Source organism: Nitrosococcus wardiae, assembly GCF_004421105.1.
Classification (GTDB): domain Bacteria; phylum Pseudomonadota; class Gammaproteobacteria; order Nitrosococcales; family Nitrosococcaceae; genus Nitrosococcus; species Nitrosococcus wardiae.
Map to the genome: position 1 here is coordinate 2,565,461 of NZ_CP038033.1, position 12,939 is coordinate 2,578,399.

At 52.8% G+C, this 12,939-nt stretch carries 10 protein-coding genes; 6 read left to right on the forward strand and 4 right to left on the reverse strand.

From position 1 onward, the window contains the following. Nucleotides 1-7: 7 nt before the first annotated feature. Nucleotides 8-307, forward strand: a complete 300-nt coding sequence (locus tag E3U44_RS12325; protein ID WP_134358474.1) for a hypothetical protein — start codon at nucleotides 8-10, stop codon at nucleotides 305-307. Between the two features lie 6 nt (nucleotides 308-313). Here the strand turns inward: E3U44_RS12325 and E3U44_RS12330 are convergent, their stop codons facing one another. Together E3U44_RS12330 and E3U44_RS12335 are read right to left on the reverse strand one after the other, a co-directional pair. Continuing rightward, a complete protein-coding gene (locus tag E3U44_RS12330) occupies nucleotides 314-1,936 on the reverse strand; it encodes a phosphoenolpyruvate--protein phosphotransferase (RefSeq protein ID WP_134358475.1) in 1,623 nt (540 codons plus the stop codon). A 113-nt stretch (nucleotides 1,937-2,049) separates the two neighbouring features. Next, nucleotides 2,050-2,328, reverse strand: a complete 279-nt coding sequence (locus tag E3U44_RS12335) for a transcriptional regulator (RefSeq protein WP_134358476.1) — start codon at nucleotides 2,326-2,328, stop codon at nucleotides 2,050-2,052. Between the two features lie 822 nt (nucleotides 2,329-3,150). Here E3U44_RS12335 and E3U44_RS12340 point away from each other — a divergent pair. Further along, nucleotides 3,151-4,491: a KamA family radical SAM protein gene (locus tag E3U44_RS12340; protein ID WP_134358477.1), complete on the forward strand. Its 1,341-nt coding sequence runs from the start codon at nucleotides 3,151-3,153 to the stop codon at nucleotides 4,489-4,491. A gap of 2 nt (nucleotides 4,492-4,493) precedes the next feature. Here the strand turns inward: E3U44_RS12340 and E3U44_RS20395 are convergent, their stop codons facing one another. Together E3U44_RS20395 and E3U44_RS20400 are read right to left on the reverse strand one after the other, a co-directional pair. Continuing rightward, entirely contained in the window at nucleotides 4,494-5,597 is a 1,104-nt protein-coding gene (locus tag E3U44_RS20395) for a SulP family inorganic anion transporter (RefSeq protein ID WP_338040756.1), read from the reverse strand. Then, a complete protein-coding gene (locus tag E3U44_RS20400; protein WP_206054783.1) occupies nucleotides 5,594-6,256 on the reverse strand; it encodes a SulP family inorganic anion transporter in 663 nt (220 codons plus the stop codon). The genes E3U44_RS20395 and E3U44_RS20400 overlap by 4 nt, the downstream gene beginning before the upstream one ends. A 201-nt stretch (nucleotides 6,257-6,457) precedes the next feature. On the opposite strand from E3U44_RS20400, the gene E3U44_RS12350 reads away from it, so the two are divergent. The 4 genes from E3U44_RS12350 (at nucleotide 6,458) to E3U44_RS12365 (ending at nucleotide 12,920) form a co-directional block, all read left to right on the forward strand. Next, complete coding sequence (locus E3U44_RS12350; RefSeq protein WP_134358478.1) at nucleotides 6,458-8,419, forward strand: cytochrome c/FTR1 family iron permease; 1,962 nt, start codon at nucleotides 6,458-6,460, stop codon at nucleotides 8,417-8,419. Nucleotides 8,420-8,660: 241 nt separating this feature from the next. Continuing rightward, entirely contained in the window at nucleotides 8,661-10,742 is a 2,082-nt protein-coding gene (locus E3U44_RS12355) for a TonB-dependent receptor (RefSeq protein WP_276321935.1), read from the forward strand. A gap of 211 nt (nucleotides 10,743-10,953) precedes the next feature. After that, nucleotides 10,954-12,615, forward strand: a complete 1,662-nt coding sequence (locus E3U44_RS12360) for a multidrug ABC transporter permease/ATP-binding protein (protein WP_134358480.1) — start codon at nucleotides 10,954-10,956, stop codon at nucleotides 12,613-12,615. 101 nt (nucleotides 12,616-12,716) lie between these two features. Beyond that, entirely contained in the window at nucleotides 12,717-12,920 is a 204-nt protein-coding gene (locus E3U44_RS12365) for an MbtH family protein (RefSeq protein ID WP_013032791.1), read from the forward strand. Nucleotides 12,921-12,939 lie beyond the last annotated feature (19 nt).

Genomic DNA, 12,939 nt, shown 5'->3' on the forward strand with positions numbered 1-12,939 from the left:
AGAGGGCATGGGGGCAGGCTCTCGAGGTGATCTTAAAATTCTGGCCGTGGTGCTTGTGGTTGCCGCTGTGTTTGTGATCATTGCCTTTATGGCGGGAGGTTTTTTAGTGACCGGTGCAATGGAGGCGCTGGAGCCAGGGGTTGGTCTTAAAGCGGCGGCCAAGTGGTCATTCGGAGTCACTGTCCTATTATTTGTCGGGTTTGCGGTGGCTGCTGGCGATGGCCTTTTAGGTGAGCTTCAGTATATGTTAGGGGGTTTTTTTGCTTTCTTCGGCATTATCACCTTGCTCATCGCTTGGGCATTTTGACGCCTCTTAATTTTTAAGGATTACTCTTTGAGCTGCCTGCCTTACCGCAAAAACTTGTTTAGGGTTAGCGCTGACTACCTGAATGCCTGCCGCGATAATCTTTTGGGTAAAATGCACATTACCTCCAACCTCTCCGCATAAGGAGAGAGGTTTCGCCGTTGCCTGGGCTGTTTTTGCAAGCTCCTGTATGAGTTCCCACAATACGGGATGGTTAAGTAGGGCATTGTATCCTGTATGGTTATTGGTTCGGTCGGCGGCGAAGAGGTATTGCACCAAATCGTTGGTGCCAATGCAGCCGAAGTCGATTTCTTGGAATAGTTGCCCCGCTTGCAGGCAAGCAGAGGGGATTTCAAACATGATCCCATGGAGTAAGGTCTCTGAAGGCAGGCCTGCTAGGGCCGAGTCGAAGAGGGCACGCAGTTTATGGAACTGATCCCGATCAGTGAGCATAGGGTAAATCACGTGAATGGGCCCATGAATAGAGGCCCGGGCCAGCGCGCGTGCCTGATCCTTAAGGATTTCGGGATGGGAGAGTAAGAGGCGGGCACCACGACATCCTAACGCCGGATTCTCCTCGGGAGGCAACCTTAGCCAAGGGGCTGCTTTATCGGCTCCCAAGTCTAATAGGCGGATATACACGGGCCGTCCAGCCATTGCTTTCACCACCTCGGTGTAGCGGGCTTCCTGCTCTGTCTCGGTGAGCAAACGTCCTTTCATGAGGATCTCTGTTTCTGTGCGATACAGTCCGATTCCTTCTGCAGCGACCGTGAGCGCTTCCTGAAGATCAGCCGGGGTGTCGATATTAACCATGACCTGAAGTTCGGGAATGGGACCGATTCTCGGCGGTTTAGGTTGGACCTGACGGGTCCTCCGGTGGCGGGTTTTTGCAGACGGATTTAGGATAACTTTTCCGGTATCGCCATTGATTAAAATTTCCGTATCGGGAGGAATGGTTTGGTGAGGGTGCTGAATACCGCCGATAACCGGCAGGCCTAAAGCGCGGGCTAGGATGGCTGCGTGGGAGTGGCCCCCTCCTTTTTCTACCAGAAAGCCTTTGACCTGGCCATCCGCCTCAATAAGCAAGTGGGCAGTGAGCTGAGAGGCAATCACAATATGGTCATTTTTAAGACGACACTCCCCCATCTCACAGTGGGCCACGTCTTTGCAGCGAAGAAAGGGGGTTGCCCTGCGAAGATGATCCAGCAATCCTTGTTTAATTTCAGCAATATCCGCAGCGCGCTGTCGCAAGTATTCCGTTTCTAAGGCCTGTAGTTGGATTTGATATTGCTCTAGTTGCCTCTCTACTGCCCGTTCGGCGTCTAATCCCTGATGTTCAATGAAGGCGAAAAGGCGTTGCTGCAGGTTTGGGTCTTCCAGGATCATCCGCTGCATTCGAAAGACATCTGCCATTCCCGAATCCAACTTCGCTTCGGCTTCCTGGGCGAGGGCTTCTAGGCGTTTTACCATCCACGTTAGGGTCTCATGAAGGCGGCCTGCTTCATCGACCGCTTCTCGATGACCAAGTGCAAGGAAAGGTGTGGCTTCGCTATAGAAGCAGGCGCGTCCCCAGGCGACCCCAGGTGAAAGCGGGATACCCTTGAGCTGGATTTCTGTGGTGGTATAAAGCATGACTTTACCCCCTGCCGAGGAAAGTCGCTTAGTTGAGTTGGAGCCTTTAGGCTCTATATTGGCTCTTAACTTTAATTAGACTCTGGGTCCTTTGTTATGGTTCAGTTAACTTGTTATTTTTCTCTGACCCCGATCAGGGGGGCACTGATCCAGCTCCCCTTGCACTGGGGGCACCTGCTTGGTTTTGACATCTTATCCCGGTGAAACACAAAACCGCATTGATTGCATTTCGCCGGGGTAATCTCGATTTGGTAGGGACTATGGCGCAACGATTTTTGTAGATGCTGGAGATCATCCCTTACTTCTTTGATAGGTTCTTCCATCGCCACTGCCAGTTCATGCACTGACATGGGATTGTTCAGCAGAATCTTGATAAGTTCTTTTCGGTACATGTTAAGTACCTATGAATAAAATATGAGGTGTTTTAGGAGCGAGCTGGTGGTGTTCCGCCAACCCGTTTTTCCTCCCTGAAAAAAAGGGTTTGATGCGCGCCCCCTGAGGGGCCTCCTGCGGATGTCCCGATTCGCTCCCGGCGAATCGCTACGAGGACTTCCCTGGCTCCACGCCACCGGCTCGCTCCAGGAATACTTCAAAGCTTTCACTGAGGTACTTAATAAAAAAGACTAGCATAAGGGAAACAAAGTGCCGATCGCTTTCTGCCATCCTTTATTGACCGGTGTGCCCGGCGTGGGCAAAACCACGGTGATCCGCCGTCTATTGGGGGAAATCACCCCTGAGAACCGCAATGAAATGCCAGATTAAGGTGTTGGTCTGGCTGAAGGAACGGAATTAAACGAGCATCAAGGAGCAAGCCTCGTCAAGGCCGATTATACGGCGATTGTGCTCGTTGATGGCGGCCTGGTTTGCTCCACTATTCCTACGAAAAATCCCCCTCACCCAACCCCTGCCCGAAAATTCCCCCGCCATTATAGGTCCATCTGCGCGACTACCTGGGACTTGGGAATGATAGTTACTTTCGGGGCGTTGATTGCCCCCAAAATTTCAAAAAACGGCTTGAATTTGTTAGCATTGCCGCCCCGCCGAATAAATGGTGGTGTCAATTTTATCCTCTTAGAGCCAACCAATTTGGCGTTCTTTGGGCGTGGTACAGCACCTCCGCCACGCCGTAGTTAACGCGCAGTGATTGCCTGCGCTTCAAGTTGTGCCAAGTGGCGTAACCCAGTTTGTAAAATAATCGTTGGGGAGCCCGATCAATGTCTAAGCAAAATATCGTGGCGATTAGCCGCACTAAGAATTGGCCCGATTTTGGCCAGCAGCGTTTCAAGGTGTTTACCGCCCGGCAACTGGAGCAGATACCTCAGTTACAAAAATTTTCCGCCGAACGGCGGTTTGAGATGGAAGTGGTTGCCCGCATTTTACCCTTTCGGGTCAATGAATACGTGATCAATGAATTGATTGATTGGGCAAATGTGCCCGATGACCCCATCTTTCAGTTGACCATTCCGCAGCGGGACATGTTGGCTCCAGAACATTTCGACCGAGTGGCCAGCGCAATTACCGGGGGTGCCGACAGGAAAACCTTGGATGCCCTTATCCGCGAGGTGCGTGCCGAGTTGAATCCCCATCCAGCCGGGCAGCTGGAAGACAATATTCCCATCCTCAATGGGGAGCGGATCGAGGGTTTGCAGCACAAATACCGTGAAACAGTGCTATTTTTCCCCAGTTCCGGTCAGGTGTGCCATAGTTACTGTACTTTCTGTTTTCGCTGGGCCCAGTTTGTCGGCGACAAGGAGTTGAAAATCGCGGCCAAGGAGACCCACCAGTTGCAAGCCTACCTGCGAGCGCACCCGGAAGTGACAGATGTGCTGGTTACCGGGGGCGACCCATTGGTGATGAAAACCCGTAATTTGCGAGCCTACCTTGAACCTTTACTGGGCGAGGCATTTGCCCATGTAAAAACCATCCGCATTGGCACCAAGTCCCTGACCTTCTGGCCCCAACGCTTTGTCACCGATGAGGATGCCGATGATTTGTTGGCCCTATTTGAACAGATTCAAGGGGCCGGTAAACACCTGACGTTGATGGCCCACTATAACCACTGGCAGGAACTGGAACCGGCCATCGCCCGGGAAGCCATTCGCCGGGTGCGCGCCACCGGCGCCCAAATTCGTTCCCAGGGGCCATTGCTGGCGCACATTAACGATGACGCCGATGTGTGGATGCGCCTGTGGAGAACTCAGATCAGACTGGGTATTATCCCCTACTACATGTTTGTGGAGCGGGATACCGGTGCACGGAATTACTTTGAAGTGCCCCTGATCAAGGCTTGGCAGATTTACCGTGATGCGATCCAGGGGGTTTCAGGGATTGGCCGCACTGCGCGGGGCCCTTCGATGAGCGCTCACCCTGGTAAAGTGGAGATTCAGGGGGTTACCGAGATTCAGGGTGAAAAGGCGATTGTTCTGCGGATGATCCAAGGGCGTAACCCGGATTGGGTACAACGTCCGTTTTTTGCCCGCTACGATGCCAATGCTACCTGGCTTGACCATCTGCGACCGGCCTTCGGTGAAGAGAAATTCTTTTTTGAACAATAATCTTAGAAATTAGAGCGGCTTTTCTGGATGAGCGCCTGCACCGCTTCTTCGGTTGATAGAAACACTTGCCCCGGAGGCAGTTCGGCAAGGAGGCGGGACTGCTGCAGGCGGTCCATGACCGGCCCCTTAACTTCTGCAAGGTGTACCGTGATACCTGCCTCCCGGAGCCCAGTGGTGAGCCCAATGAGCATCTCAATGGCTGACAAATCAATGTGATTCACCGCATTCATGAGAAATACCAGATGGCTTAGTTGGGGGCGTTCTGCTACGGCATTGGCGACGAATTGGTCGAGATAAGCAGCATTGGCGAAGTATAATGACTCATCAATGCGCACCAATAGCAGTTCAGGCCAAGTTTCGACCTGATGGCGGTGAATATTGCGGTAATGCTCTGTGCCAGGTACCCGTCCAACGATGGCGATGTGGGGTTTGGCTGCGCGCCACTGGTACAGCGCTATCGATAATAATACCCCGAGGACGAACCCCCCTTCGAGTCCCAAGAACAGGACTCCGCCGAAGGTGGTGGCCAGCGATAGTGTATCAGCGCGGTCGTCGCGCCAGCTCTCGCGTACAGTGGCCAGATCGATGAGTGGTGCCACCGAGACAATGATAATCGCCGCCAGGACGGCTTGTGGCAAATAGTAAAACCACGGTGTAAGCCACAATGTTACCGTGCCGACAAGAATGGCGGTGATGAGCGCGGCGAACTGGGTTTGGGCCCCGGCAGCGAAGTTGACCATGGAACGGTTGAAGCCGCCGGCAACGGGCATGGTTCCCGCCACTGCAGCGCCCAAATTGGAGAGTCCTAAAGCCACCAGTTCCTGGTTGGGATCGATCTTCTGGCGGCGCTTGCGGGCCAGTACTTTGGCCACTGAGACACTTTCCACATAGCCTATGAGGGCGATCATGAATGCGGGCAGCAACAGCTCACGCCATGCCGGGTTGGTTAAGAATGACAGCGTGGGTTGCGGCAAACCGGCCGGAATCTCGCCCACCGTGGCTACGCCGCGAGCGTCGAGATGGAGGGTTGCTACCGCCGCGGTGGTGAGGATGACCAGCAGCAAAGGGGCCGCCCGCCCCATGAGCTGAGCCCTGTCCTGGCTCATGCCGTGCCGGCTAAGCAGTTTGACCACGCCACGGGGCCGCGCAGCCCTAGAAGTGCCAGGATGGTGCCCACCCCGATGGCGAGGGTCGGTCCGTTGGCGTCGAGGGCGTGGGTCGCCAACCCTTCGAGCGTGTGCCAGAGGTCGCCCCGCGCAAGGGGGATGCCGGTGAGATTACCAAGCTGGCTGGCAATAATGATAAGGGCAGCGGCGCTGGTAAAGCCGGAAAGCACCGGATGACTGAGGAAATTAGCAAGCGCTCCTAGGCGCAGTGCGCCCAGTAGGAGCAACGCTGCGCCAGACAGTGCCGCCAGCAGGATGGCGCCCGCCAGGTAGCTCCCATCGCCGGCTGTCTGGTCAGTCGTGGCTAGCGTTTCAGCCACCAGAATCGCCGCAACCGATACAGGACCTACCGACATGGCGCGGCTGGTGCCGGTCAGCACATAGAGGAGGAGGGGGGGCGCCACGCTGGCGTACAGGCCCACCTCCGGGGGTAGCCCTGCGAGTACGGCGTAGGCCATGCCCTGGGGTACCAGCAAAATAGCGGTGATGATGCCGGCGGTGAGGTCATCGCTAAAAGTTGCCCGTCGATAGTGGCGTAGCCACTCGAGTGCGGGTAGCCATTGCTCGTAGGGCGGACGGGTTGAGTTTTGTTGGGTCATCGCCCTTTATATTGCGCTAGTTTATAGCAGGCATTTTATATAACTTGTGATAACTCATTTCAAGAGACTACTTGGCTCCGGTAATCCTGCAAATGCTATTTTAAATTCTTCTCATTTGATTTGTTTCTTGAAAATAGGATCCCTTTCTGGATAAATATTAGCGGAACTCATGGGATCAAACCGAGGATAAGGGTGCGAATAATGGGATTGACGATACCCTCTTTAAGAAAGTGGCTTGGCGGGTTAGCTTTGCTCATCGGTCTGATGGGATACGGTGGAGTGGGCAGTGCTGAGGTTGCAGCAGGCCGGGCACAGACGGCTTTGCATATGTTGGACTATATTAGCGTGGACTATCCTGAGTTCATCCAGGACGGCCAGGTGCTGAATGTAGAAGAGTATCAGGAGCAGCTCGAGTTTGCCCATGAAGTTTTGGGAATCGTTGAGCAATTACCCACAACGCCTCAAAAAAGCGAGATAGCAGAACAAGCCCATCAGCTCCTAGCATTGATTCAAAACAAAGCCCCTGGAGAAAGGGTAGCCACCGCAGCTAATGAATTACGCTGGGAGATTATCCGGATCTATCAAATTGAAATTGCCCCTCAACAAGCGCCCAATTTAGAAGCAGGCGAAGCCCTTTACCAGGCCCGCTGCGCGACTTGTCATGGGGTTGAGGGTTATGGGGATGGTCCGGCCGCCCAGGGTTTAGAACCGGAACCAACTAATTTTCACAATCAGGCGCGTCAAGAGCAGCGCAGTATTTATAGCCTTTTCAGCACCATCACCTTAGGGGTGCCCGGCACGGCGATGCCCAGCTTCCAGCAGCCTTTGAGTGAGCAGCAGCGCTGGGCGCTGGCCTTTTATGTGAGCACCTTTGCCACCGCTTCAGAGGAGCGAAAGGCGGGAGCTGCTCTATGGCAACAGGGGCTTGGCAAGGAAATCTTCCCCGATTTGCAAGCCCTGACTAGTCAAACGCCCCGGGAGGTAAGTGCCCAGCATGGGGAAGAGGCCCGTCAGGTGTTAGCCTATTTGCGTAGTGAGCCTGCCCTTCTACGCCCCCAAGAATCGCCACTGAACTTGAGTTTGAAACGCCTTGAACAGAGCCTCGAAGCCTACCGGGAAGGCGATAATGAGCGGGCTCAGCAATTGGCGGTAGAAGCCTATTTGGAAGGTTTCGAACTGGTGGAGGCGAGCTTGAATACCTTGGACTCCACCCTGCGGACCCACATTGAGAGGGAAATGATGGCCTATCGGGCATTGCTTCGGGAAGGTGCGCCGATAGCGGCACTGCAAGCCGAACAAAAAGCATTGCAAGAGCTATTGGGTCAAGCCCAGAAACGGCTGGAGGAGACCCAACTTTCCCCCACGGCCATTGCATTGAGTGCCTTGGCCATTATCTTGCGAGAAGGGTTGGAAGCGGTCCTGATTGTGGGGGCCATTATTTCCTTGTTGATTCGATCCGGACGGCGTGATGCGTTGATGTATGTGCATTTAGGTTGGATTCCTGCGTTGGTGTTGGGGGTGGCGACTTGGTTTGCAGCCACTTATTTCATTTCTATTAGCGGGGCCAGCCGGGAGCTGACCGAAGGTATTGCCGCCTTGGTGGCTGCCATCATTTTGCTTTATGTGGGATTTTGGTTGCATGGCAAAGCCTATGCGAAGGGTTGGCGGGCATTTATTGCCAAACAGGTGAGGGGCGTTTTGAATAAACGGACTCTATGGGCGCTGGCCTTGTTATCCTTTCTGGCGGTTTACCGGGAGGTTTTCGAGACAGTGTTGTTTTACCAAGCCTTGTGGGCCCAAGCGGGTTCGGAGGGGCAGGGGGCAGTGCTTGGTGGATTTGGTGTCGGGGTGGTGGTACTGCTGATTGTCAGTGGATTAATTTTTTACTATAGCGTTCGGCTGCCGATTAAACTCTTCTTCGGGGTCACTTCTGGGTTGTTAGCGCTACTAGCAGTGATTTTGACCGGAAAAGGAGTTGGTGCCCTGCAAGAAGCGGGAATGATTCCGGTGCATCCGGTAGCCTTTCCAAGTCTGCCCGCGCTCGGTGTTTATCCCAACTGGCAGGTGTTGCTCCTGCAAGGGATTTTGCTAGTAGCCGTTGTGGTAGGTTTTGCTTATACCCATATCACTTCTCGGCGGCTACCGGCGGCAGATAATGCTTAAATAGATTTCTTTGTCCGGCCGGAGAACTTCCTAAAAATCTGGTGGTGGATGACGATGCTGCAGTTCAGCATCGTCATCCCGGTCAACCCCATCAGCCAATCGCCCTCATCCATCCACGGCTAATACTTTTCCCTTCTAGAATAATTGACAAGATACAGGTTACATGAAATAATCTAAATGCTAATCATTATCAATAACTCTAAATTTTAAATTTTTATTGATGTCGAAAAAAATGCCCGAAATGTTTCATCAAAATAATAAGTGGCGTGTTTTACGGAACATCAATTTTTTATTTGTAGGTTGCGCACTTCCTGGCAGCGTGCTTGCGCAGAATATTTCGGATGAAAGCGTAGGGCTAGAGCCGGTCGTGGTCACGGCGACCCGCACTGAGACACCTATTTCCGAACTTACCCGCTCGGTCACGGTGATTTCGGAGCAGGAAATACAACAGCAAGCTAGCCTGGACCGAAATTTGGGCGATGTTTTGGCGAAAACCGTGCCTGGCCTCGGTCCTAGCACAGAAGCCATCTCCACTTTTGGCCAAACATTACGCGGTCGTGATTATCTGGTGTTGATTGATGGCATTCCCCAGTCCACCCCGCTGCGATCGACCAGCCGCGATCTCAACACCATTGACGTGGATGCTATTGAGCGTATCGAGGTCATACGTGGGGGTACCGCGGCCTATGGATTCGGCGCGGCTGGGGGGCTTATCAATATCATTACCAAGAAACCTTCTAAGGAACCTTTGGCAGGTTATTCCCAAGCCGGCGTGCGTCTTTCCACTGAACACCTTGACGATTCCGTTGGCTGGGAAACGACCCAGCGTATTTCCGGCACGCGGCAAAATATCGATTATTTAGTGTCTGGAACATTTGCCCAACGTGGCGGCTTTTTCGATGCCGATGGGGATCGTATTCCCCCGGACCCGATCGGGGTTCAGGGCGGCTTGGCCGACACCGATTCCTATAATATCTTGGGCAAACTCGGGTTCAATTTCGATGATGATCGTCAGCGCCTGCAGGTAACGGTTGACCATTTCAATATCGAGCAGGATACTGATTTTACTTTCGGTCTCGGTGATCCGGAGCGCGGTATCAAGACACCCGCTGTTCCCGGCAGTTTCAATGTGGCTGATCCGGGTACCGAAAATACCCTTGTCAGTATGGACTACATTAACCGTGATCTAGCCGGCAGCCATGTAGATATCAAAGCCTATTATGGGGATTTGACCGCGCGCTTTGCGAAGTTTCCCGGTTTTGCCCAGACTGAAATTCAATCCGAGAAATACGGTACCCGCCTGACCATTGATACGCCTCTGAATTTGAGGGATTACTATTTCGGTGTCATCTGGGGTATCGATTATTTGCAAGATGAAACCGTGCAGGCAGGCATAGATGGTCCTACGATCGTTCCCAATATGCAGCAGGAGGCCATTGCCGGTTTTCTGGAACTGGAACTGCCATTGAGTGATATCGGTCTGCTACGCGGCGGCTTTCGGCATGAGCAGATTTCGGTCGATATCGACGATATCGTCAATCGCGGGGGCACGTTTATCCAAGGTGGTACCCTAGACTACGGCAAGACCTTGTTCAACGCTAGCGCCGTGTTTTATCTGACTGATTATCTCGAAGTATTCGGTAGCTTTTCCCAGAGTTTCTCGGTGGCGGATATCGGTCGCGCCATTCGGGATGCCAACCCCTCAATCACCAGTGCCGGTCAACTCGAATCCGAGGCTCAGGAAGTCGACAATTATGAAATTGGCCTGCGTGGCGGTAAGGGTCCGTTGCAGGCCTCCGTTGCCGGTTTTTACAGTGAGTCCGATAACGGTACGACCTTTGACCGTGATCTGAATATTGTGAAGCAGCCTGAGCGCATCTGGGGTGTGGAGGGCGCGCTAGCATACCGTTTCAATCCGCAGTGGAATACCGGCGGTACGGTGAGCTGGGCGGAAGGGGAAGTCGATCTCGATGACGATGGCGACTTTGAAGAGGACCTGCCCAGCACCCGCATTTCTCCGGTGAAATTGACCGGTTTTGTGGAATACAGTCCTCAACCCTGGTGGGATAACCGCTTGCAGGTGCTATACATCGGTGATCGGAGTCCCGACTCGACCCAATTCGGTGGTGGCGATGTCGAAACATACACCATCGTCGATCTCACCAGTCGCTTTGCGGTGGGGCCAGGCTATTTGAGTGTGGCGGTGGAAAATTTGCTGAATGAAGACTACTTCACTCTTATCAGCCAGGCCTCGCAGACGCCGTATGGTTTTGCCAAAGCCCCAGGCCGTACAGTCGCTGTCAGTTATGCCCTGAGTTGGTAGGGCACACAGCTGTTTATCGAAATATTTTTCAATTCAGTGGAAAAGGCGTGATAAAAGTAAATTTTTTGCTCAGAATTTTAGTAGATAGGGGCACGGAATTTTTGAGTTGCAAACAAGCTTATTTCTCCCCCCGCCACTATTAGAAGTAGGAAGGGATTAAAGTGTTGCGTAGACTGGTCGCTCCATCCTTCACGGCCCAGGGTGAAATGGAATGAAACTCATTCGCTTATTGCTTGCAGAAAGACGATGGGCGTTTGCCGGAGTGGTTTTTCTCAGCCTGTTGAGTGCCCTATTGAGTGTAGGAGTGATTGCGTTTGTAAATCAGCATATGCTGCAGTCTGCAGACGATGTCTCCGGGTTGTTGCTGCAATTCGCGGCATTATTAGGGCTATTGTTAATTACGGCGACTGGGGCCCGGACGGCTTTGCATATGTTAGGGCATCAGTTTGTGTATCGCCTGCGGTGCAAATTAGTTAAGCAGGTGTTAGATACCGACATCGAGCGGCTTGAAGTGCTCAATGGCTCCCGTATTATCGCGGCCCTAAGCACGGATATACGCAATGTGACCATCGCTTTTGTGCATTTGCCAGAAATGGTCTATGGCCTAGCGCTCAGCTTGGCGGCGCTCGCTTATTTGGCGGCGCTATCTCTGCCCTTGTTCACGATGACAGCCCTGTGGTTGGGTATTTTGCTGTTGGCGGGCGGATACCTGATTGGACGTATCAATCATTATATTCGTTGTGTCCGTGAAAATGACGATTATCTTTACGGCGACTATCAGTCCATTATTGAAGGTCGTAAGGAGTTGGCTCTCAACCGCTACCGCGCTCAACGCTTGTATGAAGAGGAGTTCGAGCGGAATGCGCAGGCATACCGGGATCATGTCACCCGTGCCGATATTTATAATGGGTTGGCCGGTAATGTGGCCAATACGATGGTACTGGGGCTAATTGGCATTATTTTTTACTTAGCGTTAGGTTTGGGCTGGGCGGAGATGAGTGTGGCCACGACCTATGGGTTGACGATACTGTTTCTGCGCACGCCGCTAATTGGTGCGCTGGCGGGGATGCCCGCACTAATCGCCGCTAATGTCTCATTGAACAAGCTGGAGTCGCTGGCGCTAACCCCTTATCGGGCCTCCTTTGAATCGATTTCCCCTGCTTTTTCTGGTTGCCGCCGTATTTCTTTGCAGGGCATTTCCTACCACTATGAGCACACCGGCGAGCAGGGTTTCAGTGTCGGGCCACTGGATTTGACCTTAGAACGGGGAGAGTTGGTCTTTCTCATTGGGGGCAATGGCAGTGGCAAATCCACATTGGCGCGCTTGCTGACGGGGCTCTACCGGCCGCAGGCAGGAAAGCTTTATGTGGATGGTGCTGAGGTAAGCGCGGATGATTGGCAAGCTTATCGCCATCTCTTTTCCAGCGTGTTTACCGATTTTCACCTGTTCCAGCGCCTGCTAACGGGAGAAGGTCAGGACGTGCCTATTGAACAGGTGGATCATTGGCTGCAACGTTTAGGGATGCAACACAAGGTGAGGCACAGTAATGGTCGGCTTAGTGATACCCGCTTTTCCCAAGGGCAGCGTAAGCGGTTGGCACTGTTGATGATGATGCTTGAGCAGCGGGATTTTCTGGTGCTTGACGAGTGGGCGGCCGATCAAGATCCCCAATTTCGACGTTTTTTCTATCGTCAGCTGCTACCGGAGCTGCGTATCGCCGGCAAGTCTATTGTCGCCATTACCCACGATGATCATTATTTTGATGGGGCGGATCGGATTCTTAAGATGGATGGTGGTCAGCTCATAGAATTGGATGGTGATGAACGAGCCCGAGTGTCAGTCGATGCGGTTCGGGCAATCAGTACCGCCTAACATCTCGGGATGAATCTCTGGGTCGGTTTTGCCTAATTATTAAATATATATGATAATCATTAGCACTATCATTAAATTTATGATTAATTTAGAGGTATGTAATGAGTATCGATCATGAGGATACCCAGTTCGAAGTAGTTGTGAATGATCAGGACCAGTACAGCATTTGGCCGACATATCACCCTATTCCCGAAGGCTGGCAGTCAGTCGGTGTCAAGGGAAATCGGCAAACCTGTCTCCAGTATATCTCTGAGACTTGGGTGGATATGCGCCCGCGGAGCCTGCGTGAAGCGCTGGAGCAGTAAGTGGCATAAGTGTTTGTAT